This window comes from Burkholderia sp. PAMC 26561 (genome assembly GCF_001557535.2).
GTDB lineage: Bacteria > Pseudomonadota > Gammaproteobacteria > Burkholderiales > Burkholderiaceae > Caballeronia.
This window is the reverse complement of record NZ_CP014308.1, coordinates 735,849-752,594: the sequence shown is the minus strand read 5'-3', so window position 1 is coordinate 752,594 and position 16,746 is coordinate 735,849. Positions and strand designations below refer to the sequence as shown.

General features: G+C 56.4%; 18 protein-coding genes. 13 read left to right on the top strand and 5 right to left on the bottom strand.

Annotated features, from left to right (window positions below):
* Positions 1 to 758: 758 nt before the first annotated feature.
* The 3 genes from AXG89_RS26450 to AXG89_RS26440 all read left to right on the top strand — a co-directional run bounded on the left by AXG89_RS26450 (position 759) and on the right by AXG89_RS26440 (position 4,651).
* Entirely contained in the window at positions 759 to 1,394 is a 636-nt protein-coding gene (locus tag AXG89_RS26450; protein ID WP_062173971.1) for a hypothetical protein, read from the top strand.
* A 47-nt stretch (positions 1,395 to 1,441) separates the two neighbouring features.
* Positions 1,442 to 2,616 (top strand): IS3 family transposase gene (locus AXG89_RS26445; RefSeq protein ID WP_119024612.1). Its coding sequence is split into 2 segments (ribosomal slippage): positions 1,442 to 1,715 and positions 1,715 to 2,616, totalling 1,176 coding nucleotides; the frame shifts between segments, so codons are not numbered across the junction.
* A 67-nt stretch (positions 2,617 to 2,683) separates the two neighbouring features.
* Complete coding sequence (locus AXG89_RS26440; RefSeq protein WP_236873521.1) at positions 2,684 to 4,651, top strand: AAA family ATPase; 1,968 nt, start codon at positions 2,684 to 2,686, stop codon at positions 4,649 to 4,651.
* A gap of 805 nt (positions 4,652 to 5,456) precedes the next feature.
* Here the strand turns inward: AXG89_RS26440 and AXG89_RS26435 are convergent.
* A complete protein-coding gene (locus AXG89_RS26435) occupies positions 5,457 to 5,996 on the bottom strand; it encodes a hypothetical protein (protein WP_062173964.1) in 540 nt (179 codons plus the stop codon).
* 471 nt (positions 5,997 to 6,467) lie between these two features.
* Here AXG89_RS26435 and AXG89_RS26430 point away from each other — a divergent pair, with 471 nt between their 5' ends.
* The 6 genes from AXG89_RS26430 to AXG89_RS26405 all read left to right on the top strand — a co-directional run bounded on the left by AXG89_RS26430 (position 6,468) and on the right by AXG89_RS26405 (position 11,069).
* Positions 6,468 to 7,469, top strand: coding sequence for a YncE family protein (locus AXG89_RS26430; protein WP_082771647.1), 1,002 nt, complete (start codon positions 6,468 to 6,470; stop codon positions 7,467 to 7,469).
* A gap of 8 nt (positions 7,470 to 7,477) precedes the next feature.
* Positions 7,478 to 8,476 (top strand): alpha/beta fold hydrolase, encoded by a 999-nt coding sequence (locus AXG89_RS26425; protein ID WP_062173961.1) that lies wholly within the window; start codon positions 7,478 to 7,480, stop codon positions 8,474 to 8,476.
* A 148-nt stretch (positions 8,477 to 8,624) separates the two neighbouring features.
* Positions 8,625 to 9,341 (top strand): sugar phosphate isomerase/epimerase family protein, encoded by a 717-nt coding sequence (locus AXG89_RS26420; RefSeq protein WP_082771646.1) that lies wholly within the window; start codon positions 8,625 to 8,627, stop codon positions 9,339 to 9,341.
* A complete protein-coding gene (locus AXG89_RS26415; RefSeq protein ID WP_062173957.1) occupies positions 9,341 to 9,715 on the top strand; it encodes a DoxX family protein in 375 nt (124 codons plus the stop codon). The genes AXG89_RS26420 and AXG89_RS26415 overlap by 1 nt, the downstream gene beginning before the upstream one ends.
* Complete coding sequence (locus AXG89_RS26410) at positions 9,716 to 10,375, top strand: YoaK family protein (protein WP_162916147.1); 660 nt, start codon at positions 9,716 to 9,718, stop codon at positions 10,373 to 10,375. It abuts the gene before it with no gap.
* Between the two features lie 76 nt (positions 10,376 to 10,451).
* On the top strand, positions 10,452 to 11,069 hold the full coding sequence (locus tag AXG89_RS26405; RefSeq protein WP_236873520.1) for a TetR/AcrR family transcriptional regulator: 618 nt from the start codon (positions 10,452 to 10,454) through the stop codon (positions 11,067 to 11,069).
* Positions 11,070 to 11,281: 212 nt separating this feature from the next.
* Here the strand turns inward: AXG89_RS26405 and AXG89_RS42380 are convergent, their stop codons facing one another.
* A complete protein-coding gene (locus tag AXG89_RS42380) occupies positions 11,282 to 11,443 on the bottom strand; it encodes a hypothetical protein (protein ID WP_162916146.1) in 162 nt (53 codons plus the stop codon).
* On the opposite strand from AXG89_RS42380, the gene AXG89_RS26400 reads away from it, so the two are divergent.
* Positions 11,442 to 12,392, top strand: a complete 951-nt coding sequence (locus tag AXG89_RS26400; RefSeq protein WP_062173952.1) for an alpha/beta fold hydrolase — start codon at positions 11,442 to 11,444, stop codon at positions 12,390 to 12,392. The genes AXG89_RS42380 and AXG89_RS26400 overlap by 2 nt on opposite strands.
* A gap of 89 nt (positions 12,393 to 12,481) precedes the next feature.
* Here the strand turns inward: AXG89_RS26400 and AXG89_RS26395 are convergent, their stop codons facing one another.
* Positions 12,482 to 13,405 carry an SDR family NAD(P)-dependent oxidoreductase gene (locus tag AXG89_RS26395; RefSeq protein ID WP_062173950.1) on the bottom strand — a complete coding sequence of 308 codons (924 nt, stop codon included), beginning with the start codon at positions 13,403 to 13,405 and terminating at the stop codon, positions 12,482 to 12,484.
* A 175-nt stretch (positions 13,406 to 13,580) separates the two neighbouring features.
* Positions 13,581 to 14,462: an aldo/keto reductase family oxidoreductase gene (locus tag AXG89_RS26390; RefSeq protein WP_062173948.1), complete on the bottom strand. Its 882-nt coding sequence runs from the start codon at positions 14,460 to 14,462 to the stop codon at positions 13,581 to 13,583.
* Between the two features lie 89 nt (positions 14,463 to 14,551).
* On the opposite strand from AXG89_RS26390, the gene AXG89_RS26385 reads away from it, so the two are divergent.
* From AXG89_RS26385 to AXG89_RS26370, 3 genes are all read left to right on the top strand, one after another.
* On the top strand, positions 14,552 to 15,199 hold the full coding sequence (locus AXG89_RS26385) for a TetR/AcrR family transcriptional regulator (RefSeq protein WP_062173946.1): 648 nt from the start codon (positions 14,552 to 14,554) through the stop codon (positions 15,197 to 15,199).
* 445 nt (positions 15,200 to 15,644) lie between these two features.
* Positions 15,645 to 16,112: a hypothetical protein gene (locus AXG89_RS26375; RefSeq protein WP_236873519.1), complete on the top strand. Its 468-nt coding sequence runs from the start codon at positions 15,645 to 15,647 to the stop codon at positions 16,110 to 16,112.
* Positions 16,113 to 16,154: 42 nt separating this feature from the next.
* Positions 16,155 to 16,370 (top strand): hypothetical protein, encoded by a 216-nt coding sequence (locus AXG89_RS26370; RefSeq protein WP_062173942.1) that lies wholly within the window; start codon positions 16,155 to 16,157, stop codon positions 16,368 to 16,370.
* 75 nt (positions 16,371 to 16,445) lie between these two features.
* Here AXG89_RS26370 and AXG89_RS26365 read toward each other — a convergent pair whose 3' ends face one another.
* The gene (locus AXG89_RS26365) at positions 16,446 to 16,721 is read right to left on the bottom strand and encodes an HU family DNA-binding protein (protein WP_062173940.1); all 276 of its coding nucleotides are present in this window, start codon (positions 16,719 to 16,721) and stop codon (positions 16,446 to 16,448) included.
* Between the last annotated feature and the right edge of the window lie 25 nt (positions 16,722 to 16,746).

Sequence of the window (16,746 nt, the reverse complement as noted above, 5' to 3'; positions counted from 1 at the left end):
GACAAACGGCGGCTGAGGCTGAGCTATGGCGACCTGACCTGTTGTTGAGCCGAACTCGCAGCGACGGAGCAAACCGTGAAGAATCATTAAGCAATATCTGACTACACGAGCGCACGGGTCGAAGCCTCAAAATTACTGGCGCGGGTGGTTGTCGAAGGAGCTGGATGCCCAATTGATCCGCTTTTGATTTTCCCTGTGTCAGCGTCCGGATACTCAACGTAAAGCCATGAGCCTTCTATCTTCAAGCCCAGGACGACCTTTCCAAAGGGAAGCCGATCGACCGTGGGCGACTTGCTCTTCGCATTCTGGTGAAACGACAGTTGATAAGCCGTCGTGAAAACGAAGGCGCTGTCGGTCTCCCGCCGAGAACAGGCCCATACCCCTACTGAATGTTGTAACAGGTTCTTGCTCGATCAGCCGGATGTTGTGTGGGCGAACCGTCGAATGGGGTATCCAATGCAAGAGAGGAAGAACTGCACGGAACAAAGCACCAAGATTCACCCAGATTGTTGCGGGCTACGGAATTACATGCCCATTCCTAAATTGCGGTGAAAACAGTACGCCACGCAAAGCGCGAATTACCTAAGCCTCAAAATTCCCGATATGATTGATGGCGCATTCCGGGAAGCGCTAGCTTGGGTAACGCCGACGCTGAGTTGAATAAACCTTCCGTACTTCGATGTCTGCCGTGCTCTAGCGCGGTAGCAGCATATTCGGTCGCCAAGGCTTACATTCTCGATAAAAACAAAGAGAGATAGATGAGCGATATTAACGACGCGGCAGTTGGCCCTGTTTTAGACCCTTTCGAACAATGGCTATCAGAGCGCCATAAGTGGCTTCAAACCGCCGCAGCCAAGTTGATTCAGACTCGTGCCTTTCCCGACGCGGACGCTATCCGCGAACTAGCAGACTTGTGCGTCATTGAAGCGTCAAAACAAGGCGCAGATAAGTTTGAAACCGTTGCACCAGGAACTCTAGTTCAGGCACAGGGCCAATCGCCTATTCGCCTTCGCCGAATCAGTGATGTAACGGGCGTGAACGCAATAAGAAGTGGCGCATCCATCGACTTTGGGACTAGCAGCATTTCTCTGGTCTATGGTTCGAACGGTTCAGGAAAGAGCGGCTTTGCGCGCCTGATTAAGCAAATCTGTGGCTCTCGTGCAAAAGAAGACCTGCTTGGGAACGTCTTCAGCAAGGAACAGCCGGAGCCGTCCGCCCGCATTTTTCTTTCCGTTGGGGAAAAGGAAAAAGAAGGAGTCTGGACGCTGCCAGGAGGCGCTGTCCCGCAGTTGCGGCATCTCCATGTGTTCGATTCGACAGTGGCGACCTTATATTTCGGTCAAAAAAACGAGGCGACTTACGAGCCGTCGCGCATGCGCTTTGAGATAGGCTGAAGAAAGTGGAGATCAATGTTTCGTAGAATGAGCGAAATGGAGATCAAATGAATCGAGGACCGAAAGGCCGCTACACGAAGGAGTTTCGCGAGCAGGCGGTGAAGCTCGTTCTTGTCGATGGACTGTCGCAGCGAGAAGTTGCGGGCCGATTATCTTTGTCGGTTAAAACGCTTGGCGCGTGGGTCGTTGCCGAGCGAAAAGGGACGCTAACGAAGGTAGGCGAGACGCAAAAGCCGCAGAGCGAGTTGGAGGCGGAATTGGCGCGGGTCAAGCGCGAGCTGGCGACGGTCACGATGGAGCGCGATATTTTAAAAAAAGCGACGGTCTATTTCGCGAAGGAGTCGCGGTGAGATGTGACCGGATCGAAACGATGCGACAGGACTACCCGATTTCCGTGCTGTGCCGTGTGTTTGAGCTAGGGGCCAGCAGTTTCTACGCTTGGCGCCGACGGCTCGACTCGCCACGTGCACAAGAGAACGCGCGCCTTGAAATCGAGATTGTAGCGGCGCACGAACGAACTCGGCAAACGTATGGGCGCGAGCGATTGCAGGCGGATCTGCTTGATCATGGCGTGTGCGTTGGCCTTCACCGCATTAGGCGCATTCGCACCAAGCTGGGACTGCGTTGCAAGCAGAAGCGCAAGTTCAGAAACACGACGGATTCGAAGCACGATTTGCCAGTCGCACCGAATTTGCTGGAACGCAACTTCGACATGAGCATGCCGAACCAGGCCTGGGTGAGCGATATCACGTACGTGTGGACAGATGAGGGCTGGTTGTATCTAGCCGGCATCAAGGATCTGTTCAACGGCGAGCTGGTCGGCTACGCCATGAGCGAACGTATGACCCGCACCTTGGTAATGCAGGCGCTATTTGCCGCGGTCGCACTTAAACGGCCCGCAGCCGGTTTGATCCTACATTCGGATCGTGGCAGTCAATATTGTTCGCATGACTATCGGGATCTAGCAAAGCAGTTCGGCATGACGATGTCCATGAGTCGCAAAGGCGATTGCTACGATAATGCGCCGATGGAAAGCTTCTGGGGGTCGCTCAAAAACGAACTCGTGCATCACCGCCGGTTCACGACGCGCGCCGAGGCCCGGCAGGCCATCACCGAATACATCGAGATCTTCTACAACCGGCAACGCAAGCAAGCCCGTCTTGACTATCTGTCGCCTGCTGCCTTCGTGCAGCGATTTTATAAAACGCGACTCGCGGCTTAACCCATTGCTCTCCACTATTGACGACCGACCTCACTTCGTCTCATCGCTCATCAGGGTATGTGACCAAGTGTCGGTCGAGCTTGATGCGCGCAAGGAGAAGCTCCAAACAAAGCTGCCGGTTATACCGGTCGAACTGGCGGCAACTACGTCAGCGATGTTTGCCTTAAAGCTCAAAGCGGGCACCACTGAAGCTGCAATCGCTTCAGCATGCATGTACACAGACGAAATGAACCGTGAGCGCATTGCAGGAGAAGCGTCGCTTGCGGAGAAGGATATTCCAGGCAGGCTCAAGGTTATCGGTCGCGAGATTGCAGCCCTCGACATCGTAAAAACGTTGGTTCAATCGTGGAAGGCGGCCTTGGGCGACGACAAGCTGACTGAGCTGGCTAGCGCGCGTGCTGCCGCGCTGCGAAAACGGAAAGCTGCTGGCGAAGATGCGGCCAAGATATTTGCTGGCTCACCGGTAGATGGGATTGGCCAGGAATCTTGGCACGAGTTGTGGGAAAAAGCGCGCGATTTCTCCGTTTTTCATGCTTACAAAGAGTCCGAGTTCCCCAATATAGACGGTGGCGCGCGATGTGTCCTCTGTCAGCAATTGTTAGGCGATGATGCCAAAAACCGCCTCTCGCATTTCGAGCGCTTTGTTAAGGGCGAACTCGAGAAGGACGCGCAGGAAGCAGAACGTGCGCTGAAGAAGCTTGAGCAGGCTTTACCAAGCTTGCCTGAAGTGAAGGCTTGGGTAGTCACCACGGCCCCCATCAAGTTAGAGCACAAGGCAGCGACCGACTGGCTCACAGTCGTAGCAGAGCGGCGAAGCGCGGCAGATACCGCGGTGACAGCTGACGCGGTGCCTGACGTGGATTGGTCTGTTGTCGAATCACCCATCACAGTAGTGTCCGATGCACTGCTCGCGGAGCAGAAGACACTGCAGGAACTCCTGCAGGACGGAAAGCGTAAGGAACTCGCGGCCCGCGTGAACGAACTCGTTGCCTGCCAATGGATAAATAGAGAGCAGGAGGCCGTTCGAATTGAGGTCAAGCGCTTGGACACGCTTGCGATACTCCAGAAGGGAGTTTCTCTGGCATCGACGACCGCGTTGACCAAGAAGAACACCGAGCTGGCGGAACTGGAGCTGCGAAGTGGGTATCAAGAACGCTTCGAGCAAGAACTGAAGGCTCTCAACGGTTCACGAATCCCCATCGAACCCAGGAGTAAGCAGCAGGGCAAGGGCAAAGTCACGTTTTCGCTCACGCTAAAAGATACTGGCGACGGCGTGAAGGCAGAGGCGGTCCTGAGTGAGGGTGAACGACGAATCATCGCCATGGCGGCATTCTTAGCTGATATTTCTGGGTCGGGTCAACCGACACCTTTCGTTTTCGACGACCCGATTTCTTCGCTCGACCAAGACTTCGAAGAGCATGTGGTCAAGCGGCTTGTCGACCTGGCCCAAGAGCGTCAGGTGATTATTTTCACTCACAGGCTGTCTTTGGTGGCTCAGGTCGAGTCATTGGTGAAAAAGTTACAAGACAAGGCCAAGCTAGCAAAAAAGCCGATACCAATCGAACTCAACTCGCTTTCTCTCCGCCGCCTAGGCAAGACAGTCGGACTAATAGCCGACATCAATATCAGAGACGCCAAGCCGGATAAGGCCCTGAATCGCATTCGTAACGAGTCGTTGAAGCAACTTCGGAAGCTGCACGATGACGCGGATGTGGCAGGGTACGAGGAAAAGGTAAAAGGTATATGTAGCGACGTCCGAATCCTCGTCGAGCGGTGCGTTGAGACGGTACTTCTGAACGATGTATTGGTTAGGTTTCGGCGCAGTGTAACAACACAGAACAGAATCAGTACGCTCTCGAAGATTCAACCGGATGACTGCGCCCTGATCGACGACCTAATGACACGCTATTCGGTCTTCGAGCATTCGCAATCTACCGAGCTTCCCGCCGAATGTCCGGATATCGATGTGTTGGAGAAGGACGTTGACGTGATGATTGCATGGATTAAGGAGTTCACGGAAAGGCCGGTCCAATAAAGCTGGTTTGGTCCGGCGATTGGCCACGTGCACGGAGAGTCGCTTCAAGGGCAATGCGATTGCCGTCCCGGACCACTGAACACCTTTGATAGCTCGAGCGATGTTGCCCGAACTTCTGTCGCATATCACGGACGGGCCAGTAGTCGAGCTCTACGGAGAGGTGACACGCGCATAGTTTGCCCGGGTCGACAATGAACGTCGCGGTTCGATGTCGGCCCATGTCAGGTCGAGTCGAACGCACCATAGGCTGGCAACGCTCCGCCGGTCAGTGTCGGCTGCCGTGCTTCTAATAGAGGTAGTGGCTTCTCTTGTTGAATTCGAACATGGACTTCAACCCGTCACCTGTGGTTGTCGACTTTTCAAAACCGTTCAGTTCAATCCCCAAATACTCGGCCCACTGAACTTTCTTCTTGAACTCTTGAACTCTTTCCATTTGTCGTTCTTCGCAGCCAAATCGATGAATTGCATCAACAGAAGGGTTTGATGTGCTCCAGCGCAATATTCGGCTCGATTGAAGGCTTCTTCGGCGTATGGGTGGGCTTTCTGGTAGTCCTTCTCTCAATAGTAGCGCGTGCTATTCAACCAGGAGGTCATCCACGGCAACGTCGCGGACATCCCTGAACCTTCCAATCTCGTGGCATATGCTTGAATCTTCTCGGCACTCAGGTCTCTGTCTTTTTGCAGGATGATTCCCTACATGAGCAGTTCGCCGAACTCATCCGGTGGGGATGGCGCTGCCGCGATGGCATACGCGCGCACCGCCGCGAGATCCTTCGCGGTGTAGCCGTAGGTGAGCGTGAGATTTTCAGCCACGCTTGCCTCGGATCGACTTTGGGCCGCCCGGTGGCCGCGGGCGGAATCCGGACAGCACACCGTTCGCTTCTGCCAGGAGATCGTCACTGAACGCGAAGGCGATCTGGGTGAATGCTGCGCGGGCCGCACCAAGCATCGTGGCCAGTTGCACATCGGACGCGGACTCGCCCCATAAGACGCGCTGAACCAGCGCCACACCTCCATGTTGCGCGACCAAGCGCAGTGCGTAACCGAGCGATGCGTTGGTCAGAATCTCGTTGCCGTACGTATCAGCAAGCGCCGTGAGAATGGCCAGCTCGACGCGGTCGGGCCGTCGAGGAACGCGTGGTCGCTCACCCCGCCGAGCCGCGGCGCTCGTAATCTCATCGTCCATCAGTTCGCCCATCAGGCGACTGGCCGAATTTAAGGCGGCAGGCCCGTCCCCTGCCCGGAATGCCGAAATGGCGTCATCCAGGCGCAGGACGATGCGCGCGGTGACCGGATCGAGCGGTGCGTCCTTGTCTGGCGGGACTGCGGGCGGGGTCTGGGTCATGGAAACTCAGGGTCTGCGAAGAAGCGCGATGGGAAAATGCCCTATTTTACCCTTCAAATGCAATCCCGATAATAAAAGTTATCAGGATTACTAACTATCAATGAAACACACATTCATCTCTTCTTTGATGCATTTTTAAGAGCTTTGATGCCTCCGAAAAATCTTTCCTTCGATATACGGCTTGTAAAATCCCGTTGCTTCGCTGGATTTACGATCGCCATTACCTTTTCGATTTCCTCATTGCGTCTGACACCACGTCAGGGATTGTGACCGCCCTCAACGTTTGTGCATGCTCATCACGGCCGGTCGTGAACGTTTGGTAAGCGGCCAGACCGCTGCAGAATCGACTGCTACCGATGCACCGCCGCCTTCGCGTTCGACTGCTTACTGCGCCGTATTACCCTTTTCAGCAAAAAAGATTGATGACAAATAAACCTTGATTTAGGAAACGATCACTTCCATACTAAATGCATGAACACGCAAACGAATCCTACTGCCGCCGGTCCGAAACAGACCCAACTGTCACGCGATCCCAATTTCATAACCGGGGCCGATGGTCTGATCGCAGTCGACAAGATCGCCAACAAGATCCTGTTCCTAGATCCCTCGACCTATGAGACGGTATTGACGCTTTCAGGGTTTGCGCCGCGCGTCCACGAAATCGCTGTGTCGGCTGACCGAAAGACCGCTTACGTTCCAATCTATGGAGACGGCAAACATGGCGATAATCCAAACCCCGGCCACCTCATCGCCGTGTTCGATCTCCAGGCCCGTCGCCATATAGGCGATATCAGCACTGCGCCCTATCTCGCGCCCCACGGCCTTCGCTGGGGCCGCGAAGGCGAGTTGTATTGTGTCTGCGAGAACAGCGGTGTCGTGCTGGATCTGGATGTCGGGTCCTGGGAAATACGAGACGTCATCGAAGTCGGCTCCAATAAAGCACACCGTATTGAGGTACTGCCCAACGGCACCAAGCTCTACACAGAGAACGAAGAAGATGCATTTGCGTCGGTCATTGACCTCAAAGCGCGGAAGCGCGTCGGCAGCATTGCGGCGCCGGGTGGCCTAGCCGGTATCGGACTGTCACCGGACGGCCGAACGGTAATCCTGGTGAATGCAACTACGCCGCAGATCCTCGTTGTGGACACTTCAACTGATGTCGTAACCCGAACGATTGCGCTCGACGGGCACGCCAAACCCGCGCAAATCGCCCGATACAGTCCCGATGGCAGGTACCTCGTCGTCACGAGTTTCGAGGAACCGCTGGCAACGATTTTCGACGCCGATCTCGGGCGTCAGCGCATCGTCCATGTCGGCAATGGACCGATGAACATGGCGTTTCACGCAGACTGCAAGACGGTTCTTATTGCTAACCAGAATGAAGGTTCGCTTTGCATCGTCGATCTTGACGCAGCAGAAGTGCTGCGCTCCATGCCCGTTGGCGAAGGCGTCGAGACCTTGTCGTTTTTCTAGGAGCGATCATGAACGAATGGATCCACCGTGCCGTTGCGCAGACGTTCGACGTCGATGGCTTCCAGTTCGATAGCGGGAAGTGCATGAACGTGCGTCTTTACTGCCGAACGCTCGGATCCCGTGCCCCGTCGGGCGACAATGTGGTACTCATGCTTCACGGCACATCAGGCAGCGGCGTACAGTTCCTCCAATCGGAAACGGCTGACGCTCTGTTCGGCCCGAGTCAGCCGCTCGACCTGGCGACGCATTTCGTTATCCTGCCAGACGCCATCGGCCACGGACATTCGAGCAAGCCGAGCGATGGGTTAGGCGCGCGCTTTCCGAAGTACACCTACGGCGATCTTGTCCGAGCTCAGCACGTCTTGGTGACGCAATACCTTGGCGTCAATCGCTTGCGTCTCGTATTGGGGACGAGCATGGGCGGGATGCAGACGTGGATGTGGGGCCAAGCCTATCCAAACATGATGAGCGCGCTCATGCCCATTGCAAGCCTGCCAGAGAAGCTGACCGGCCGAAATTTGCTGATGCGGCGCATCATGCTGTCGATGATCCGGCCGGATACGGCCGCCGGGCACGCGGAATTGGGTGCGGCTTGGAACCTCTTCGCACTGCTTGTGGACAGTCCAGTGCGCCTAGCACAGCAGTTTGACAACGTTGCCGCCGCCGACGAACACATTCGAACCGTCGCCGCCACCGCAATCAACACGCAGGACGTCAATGACATGATATGGGAGTTCGACGCGTCGTGGGATTACGACCCGGCGTCGCAGTTAGGGAAAATCACGGCGCCGCTGCTGGCTGTAAATTTCGCCGATGACGAGCTTAATCCTCCTACGCTCGGTGTGCTGGAGCGGGCCATTTTGAACGTTCCGAGCGGTCGCGCCGTTACGATCGAACCTGGACCTGGCTCGAGGGGGCACCAGAACTTACGGGACGGGCGGTTGTGGGCACCGTTCGTCGCCGAGCTTATGAGGATCTCTGCTTGTGCTGGTCGGGTGTCGGTATGAGGATGGGCGTCAACACCTACCTATGGACCAATCGTTTCGCTGCCGCAGACCTGGGCCTTATTGAGCACCTGAAAGGCTTGGGTGCAGATGGAATAGAGTTCGCGCGTTCTGGCTTCGACGGTTTCCCGGCGGACGACATCCGGGCCGAATTAGAGCGTCTGGATATGGGCTGCACACTCTGCACGGCCCCCCGGAACCGGAACTTAGCATCATCCATCCGTCTGCCAAAGCCCGTGCCGATGGGCTGGACTATTTGCGCGAAGCAGTCACTATGGCGGCACGCATTGGGGCAAGGGTCGTGGCAGGCTTGCTTTACGCGAAAGTCGGCTGGTTCACCGGCGAACGACGGACATCTCAAGAGTGGGCCTGGGCGGTCGCCGCTTTCACGGCATTAAAGCCCGACCTTGATCGGCTGGAGGTCACCTTGGCGATCGAACCCGTGAACCGCTGGGAGACATTCTTTCTCAACACCGCCGCTGACGGGACAGCGCTCTGCAACGCGATCGACGACGAACGGATAGGACTGCTCTTGGACAGCGCGCATATGATCATCGAGGAGAAGAATCAGGCTGCGACTTTGCGAAGTGCCGCTCGAAGGCTTCGACACGTGCACGTAGCTGAAAACGATAGGGGGACGCCCGGCACCGGCCAGACAGACTGGACGGCGTTCATGACGGCGCTTCGCGACGTCAGCTACGATGGCTGGTGTGTGATTGAAAGCTTCGCTTGGAACCAGCCCGGTCTCGCTGCGACAACCCGTTCCTGGCGCGATCTGGCAGCGTCACCGGACGATTTGGTTAGGGATGGCCTCACGTTTTTACGCGCGACGTATGCGAGCGCTGCAAAGAGCGAACAGACACCATAATGTCTTTTATCAATCCCGTGTTCTTATTGTCGGCCGGCCGTTTTCTTGTCGGCGTTCTCTTCGTGATTGGTGGCATACACCACTTCTTTGTCCTACCCACCATGACGCAGAAGATTGCCGAGCGGGGCGTGCCCTTTCCGACGGCAACTCTCCTCGCCGGCTCGATGTTCGAGATGCTCGCCGGGATCGCTATCATTGTCAGGTGGCACGCTCCACTTGCTGCAATTGCCTTGATCCTCTTTACGATTGCAAGTTCGTGCATGTTGATGAACACCTGGGCCTTGACCGGTGAAAAACGCATGTCCGCAATCGACGGATGGACATCTAATCTTGGCGTGATCGGCGGATTGGCGTTCGTTGCAGGGCTGACCTAGGTGTCCACACGATGCAACCCCAGTGAGACGAGCGTGATGTCGGCGCTCGCGCTCGCGGGCGGGATGGCGTTTTTGGCGGGTGCGACGGACGTGTATGGCTTCGTCGAGCTTCACGGTCTTTACGTATCATTCATGAGCGGCAATACGACGATGCTCGGCATGTTACTGGGCAGTCACGATTTCGCGCGCTCAGTCGACATTGCCATGCTGGTCGGACTTTTCGTTCTCGGAGCCGCAGGCGGAGAAGCTTTGTTCAATATCTCCGGGAATCATCGTACCGCTGCGGTAGTTTCAGCGGTATCGGCAATGCTCTGCATACCAGTGGCTCAACCGCACGTGGCAAGCTTGGCGTTCGTGCCGGCGATGGGTGCGTTGAATGCGGCGTTGACAAAGGTCAACGGGATGAGCGTGAGCCTGACCTATGTAACTGGTGCACTTATCAAGTTCGGACAGGGGATCGGCAATTGGGTGACTGGCAGGCGCGCCGACTTGTCTTGGACTCTTCAGGCACCTTTGTGGGCGAGTTTGCTCGCGGGCTCGTGCACTGCAGCAGCTTTGCAACATCTCGACATTCATCGACCGTGGCCTTTACCTATCATCGGATCGTTGCTCGCGATGGCTGCATTGAGATGGGAACCGCTGCGGGCCGGCTTCGATTAAACGAAGCAGTAGTACTAACGGACGCTAAATTATTAAAGTCGACCTTCCTCAATAACTTGGAATAGCATCTATCAGCATGGATAATACGTTGGAAATTGGACGTCGCGGCCCTGGTCGGCCACGGCAGTTTGATATGAATGCTGCCTTGGACGCGGCACTGCTCGTTTTTCGAGAGCGCGGATATCACGCTGCGTCGCTAACGGAGTTGGGCTCGGCCATGGGTCTTACCGCTGGCAGCATCTACAAGGCGTTCAGTGACAAGCGGGCGATCTTCCTTGCCGCCTTTGTTCGCTATACCGATGTCCGTAGTGCGCATCTGCGAGGTTTGCTCGATGCTCAGCAAAGCGGAGAGGAAAAGCTTCGTGCCATGCTTCTTTTTTACGCTGAGTCGTCACAAGGTATTGAAGGTCGACGGGGTTGTTTGGTGGTAGCGAGCGCTACCGAAATCGCCCTGTTTGACGAAGAAATGACAGCGCGCGTGACGCGATCATTGCAGCGAGTGGAAGCGCTCTTTCGAGACATTATAAAGCTCGGCCAATCCGATAAATCTATCGCGGCCGAAATTGATCCTGACACGTCGGCACGCATCCTTCTGTGTCTCGTGCAGGGATTTCGGGTAGTTGGCAAAATTGGTCAGACTCCCGCCGAGGTAACAGCCGCGGTTGACCAAACTATGCGATTGCTCGCTAAATGAGGGCAAAGTTGGAAACGGTCAGTTGCATGCATCACGACACGTCAAAACCACCGGTTCGCACAATCTTTTTCTTCGCGATCACGCGCGGACTTGTCGGAGCGAGATCTACCAGGCGCAGGCCCTCCCAGCCGATTCACGTGAAGTTGCAATCGTCTGCGCGAACAGGCACCCAAACATTGTCACGACGCCGATAGGCTCCTGCTTGCCATTCTTCATGTCTTTTGGCGATCCGAGAGAATCAACCCTTGGAACGCTCCCTCCGATGCGTCGCCATACTGCAAACACGGCGGCCAGTTTCTTTCGATGGCCGCCTCCACGTTGACGCGGGGCTGGTCTTCCTCCTCTTTATGACCAATTTTTGGAGCGTCGCTCATGACCGAACCGCAATTGTCGTCACCGCCCACCAGGCCGATTCAGGCCACTCCCGCTTCTCGGCCCGATCCCGACCTTGACGGCTTCGAACATGGCTTTCAAACTGTCGATGGCATCCGGATTCACTACGTCTCGGGCGGCAAAGCGGACGGACCCGTGGTCGTCCTCCTCGCTGGCTTTCCCGAAAGCTGGTTTGCGTGGCGAAAGGTAATGCCACTGCTCGGCGGGACCTACCGTGTCATCGCACCGGACCTGCCCGGACAAGGCGATTCGGACCGACCTGCCGATGGTTACGATACGGAAACGTTAGCCGTTCGCGTGCACGGGCTGCTTCAGCAACTCGGGATAACCAACTGCAACCTGGTGGGCCACGATGTTGGCGCATGGGTTGCGTATCCCTACGCGGCATTGTTCAGCGAGCAAGTGCGGCGCTTGGCCCTATTGGATGCCGGCATTCCAGGCATCACGCTGCCGGACGCCCTGCCGATCGCGCCGGATCAAGCTTGGCGCACTTGGCATTTCGCCTTTCATGGCATACCTGATTTGCCCGAAGCCTTGATCAGCGGCCGCGAGCGCGTGTACCTCGATTGGTTTCTGCGCCGCAAAACAGCGAATCCTGAGACCTTCACGGACGCCGACCTCACCGAGTATCTCAGGATCTTCAAGAAAGACGGCGGGCTTCGCGCCGGGCTCGCCTACTACCGCGCCGCAGCGGTTTCGGCTCGACAGAACCGAGAGCAAGCAACCAAGGGGAAGCTCAAAATGCCGCTCCTAGCACTTGGCTCCGATCAAGGATCCATCGCCGATATGGCGGCGCCGCTTCGTGCATTCGCCGATGACGTGCGCGGGATCGTCGTGCCGTTCTGCGGACATTTCCTGCCTGAGGAACAGCCAGAAGCAGTAACTAGAGAACTTTTGGCCTTTCTTGGTGAAGCTGACGAAAAAGTTTAATGACTTTCAGGACCATGCGTATGTAATGGAATTGAATCCTGACCCCAAGGCGTCTGAGCACACAAAACCTAGGCCAGTGATGTCAGCAATCAGAACCGCTCGCCGACCATTTCCTCGCTTTTGATCCACAGCGCTTTTGCATGCTCGGGATCTAGAGCGTAGGTCCTGACACCGAAAGCGTCCGCGGGGCGGTTGTTCACGGCAGCGACGTGACAGTCTTCGCAATAGAGGCCGCCGACCTCGTCGGCAGCCGCGACGAAACCTGCCCACACCGATGTTGCCGCACCCTGTTCGACGGTTTTCCATTGGAAGGCAGAGGCGGCAGCCGGCTGCTTTTCGATCATTTTGCGGGTGGTCTCGGTCAGCACGGCGCCAGGGTGCACGGCTGCGGCGCGCACGCCCGCAGGCTCGTGACGCCGGTCGAACTCGACCGCGAAGAGGATGTTCGCCGTTTTGGATCGGCGATACGCCACCAGCGGATCGTAGGGCGTGTGCTCGAAATTAGGATCGTCGAAATCGACATCGGCGCCGCGATGACCAGCTGAGGCGACCGTGACGAGACGGCCGCCAGGCTTGATGAGGCTCGCGATGCGGTTGACGAAAACGAAATGCCCGAGGTGGTTGGTCCCGAACTGCGTCTCGAATCCGTCAGCGGTCGTCCCTTTCGGGCTCGCCATCACACCGGCGTTGGCAATGACGACGTCGAAGCGCTCGCCCGCCCTCACTAGTTTGTCTGCGCTCGCACGGATACTCGTAAGGGAGGCCAAATCAAGCTCAATAAGGTCGAAGCCTCCGCCCCTTGTTGCCTGAGCGCGGACCTGTTCGGTCGCCCGCAGAGCCTTGTTCAGGTCTCTGGCAGCGCCGACCACGCACGCCCCGTGAGACGCCAGAACACGAGCCGTCTCTACGCCAACCCCGGAAGACACGCCGGTCACGAGTACGCGTCGGTTGCGTAGGTCGACTCCTTCGATTACCTCGTCGGCCGTACTTGTCGCGCCGAATGATATTGACATCGATTTCTCCTGCACAAATCTGTTGTTCGTTCAAGACCCGACGGCCGGAATTTGGAACGCTGGCGCGAGAGTACTCTCATCGCCCTCCCTGTCTTAGGTGCAACACACTTTGCTCATGGACGTCACCGCAGCCTTGGCGCCTTCGATTTGCCGGTCGTTGCGCCCGACAACAGAGCTAGTTTCGCGTCTTATCGAAACCGATTTTGTCCAACGACAATAACGCGTTCTCTGGCAAGCGAAGGTCCACGCTCTCGATGTTCTGCTTCAGATGCTCGACCGAAGAGGTTCCGGGTATGAGGAGGATGTTCGGTGAGCGGTGCAACAACCATGCAAGGGCGACCTGCATAGGTGTCGCGTTGCATTGGTCTGCGGCTTGGCTAAGTGCATCGGCCTGCAACGGAGAGAACCCTCCGAGCGGAAAAAACGGCACATATGCAATGTCGTCTTTTGCAAGACTGTCGATCAGTGCGTCATCGTGTCGATGCGCAAGGTTGTACAGATTCTGCACGCACGAAATGCGCGCAATTTCGCGTCCCTGTGCCACTTGCTTTGCAGTTACATTGCTCAGCCCTATGTGACGGATCAAGCCTTTTTCCTGAAGCCGAACGAGCGCCGTCAGAGGCTCCTCGATGTTCCCCTCGGACGGTGCTCCCACGTTGAACATCACGCGCAAGTTCACGACGTCCAGTATATCAAGACCAAGATTGCGAAGATTGTCATGCACCGCTCGTTCCAGTTCTGCCGCCGATGATGCAACGTTCCACGAACCATCGCTGCCACGGCTGGCGCCTACTTTTGTGACGATAGTAAGTGCATCGGGATACGGATGAAGTGCCTCGCGAATAAGCTGATTAGTGACGTGCGGGCCATAGAAATCGCTGGTATCAATGTGCGTAATCCCGCTCTCTACAACGGCACGAAGCACCGCGATGGCCGCCGCGCGATCCTTCGGTGGTCCGAAAACGTGAGGACCCGCTAGTTGCATTGCGCCATACCCCAAGCGCGTAACGGACCGATCGCCAAGTTGAAAAATACCTGCTTGAGAAACTGTAGTCATTGGACAATTCCTTCCTTCGGGTTGTCGCTTCTGTTACGGCGAGATGTTCGGATAGAATACGAATAATCATTCAGATTGTGAATTCGCATATGCGCACAGACAACGCAGAGAGGCTGGACCCCCGCAAACAGCCGCAGCAGGCGCGTTCTCAAGCCACAGTGGACGCAATCTTTGATGCAACTATTCAGGTTTTGCTAGTTGAGGGCTTGCAGCGGCTTACCACCATCCGGGTGGCCGAAAGGGCTGGCGTGTCAGTGGGAACCCTCTACCAATACTTTCCTCAAAAGCAGGCGCTTCTTTTCGCTGTACTGCAGCGGCATTTGGAAAGAATGGTGAGAGTAATCGAGGACGCCGCTCTGTCAGCGCGTGATGCCTGTTTGTCGGAGATGGTGAAAAAAGTCGTTGCAGCATTCGTAAGAGCGAAGACGGCAAATTTGGACGAAGCTCGCGCCCTTTACGCGGTCGCTGCTGAACTGGACTCACGCGGCTACGTTCAAGAAGTGGAGGCACGCAACCGTGCGGCGCTCGAGGCTATGCTAAAGACCGCTTCCGATGCCCATTTTGACGATGTCGCTATGACCACGTTTATGTTCACAGGAGCGTTGGTCGGCCCGATGCGTGCGTTGCTTGAGGGAAAGTTGCCGCAATCGATGGTCCGTAAGCTAACTGGTCAGCTTGAGTCGATTTGTATTGGATATCTGGAACGCGAGGCACGTCCCAAGTTACCGACGGGCTAGTCTCCACCATGGGTGGCGGGGAAACAGGCGACTATAAGCCGTTGCATAGCCACGCAAGATGGCTGCGGCTGCGAGACGCATTCTCCGGGCGTGGCACGCTGTAAGCGGGCCACAAAAACTCATGACTGTCTCAACTTCGCCGCTCTCTGCATTTTCTTCATCTCTAAGTCGTTTGCGTGCTGGGCTAAAATGTTCCTCGAGCGGGCCTTCGCCAACTGATAATTGAACACAGTGAGGTCATTATCCAGGGGTACCGTGCAACTCACCGAAGCTGCGGCCCAAGTGATGGCATCGGCAAACGCAGCGGACATAGACTCGGGCATCAGTAACAACCCATACCGGGCCGACTCCGTTCCTCGGTGCCGACGACGACCGTCTACTAATAGCCCGGAAGTCGACTGCGGCTTGCCGCCGCCGCTTCTATAAATTCCGGTTTAATCCACGCATGGCAGGAACAAAACGAAAATCCAACCGCACGGGCATGAACCGCAAGCCCCTAAGCAAGGCGTTGCTGCTGCCCATGGCAGCGCACTCGGCGCGTGAGATGTCGCTCGCCCATCACCTTGCGCTAGCAGCTTGCCGCGGCGATGGCGGTAACCGATATCAGATCAACGAGTTGACCCGTTCGGTGTACATGTCTTATTTTCTTCAGAACCTGGGGTTTGGTAATTTGCCTTTTGAGTGTTACGAACACGCAGAAGCAGTGATTGAAAACGTTCTTGCAATCGCGGAGAAATCTGCAAAGTGGGTAATCCAAGAGGAGGACGCGCCTGCCATCGAACGCTTGCTGTTGCTGCACGACCGACAATTGAGCGAGGCGCCGATGCACCAAGTGGTGAAAGCCGAAAAACAACTACGTCAATTCATAGCCGGCACCAGCGCGTCGCCGCTGATCCGCCGCAAATCCGATTAACGGCCCCACTCCCTTTCGCGCGCACGCGTTCGCTTCTCAATCATGCTGCGTAAAAAACGTGTTACCCCGCGCCCGCTTCTGCTAACGGTGCGTCCAAAGCGCGGCGTGCTGGTGCGATACAGCAACCGCTATGCGCAGGTGCTGGGTGATGCACGAGGCAAGCCCCTCGTGATCCGCTCGCTGCACGCAGATGGTGTCGAGCGGCGCAGCTCGGTGAAGTGGAAAAACCTACGACTGCTCGACGATCAATTGTTCTAGCGTGAGCGGGCGGCTATGGCGCTGAACTAAGTGCAACCGCCCGCGGCCGGCGCGGGCAGAATTGCGTCCAGTTCCTTACTTATTCACGACATCCTTGAACGCTTTGCCCGCAGTGAACTTGACGGTCTTCGAGGCAGCGATCTGAAGCGGTTCCCCTCTCCTCGGGTAGCGCCCGGTTCGCGCCGCGCGCGCGCCCGTGCCAAAAGAACCGAACCCGATCAATTGAACCGCATCGCCCTTGACCACTGCGTTCGTCAAGGTCATCAAAATTGCGTCGATTGTTTCTGCTGCGGCAGCCTTCGCGATTCCCACGTCGCGTGCTACCGCGTCGATAAGGTCCTGCTTGTTCATGCTTGTGCTCTCCAGTTAAGCGAAC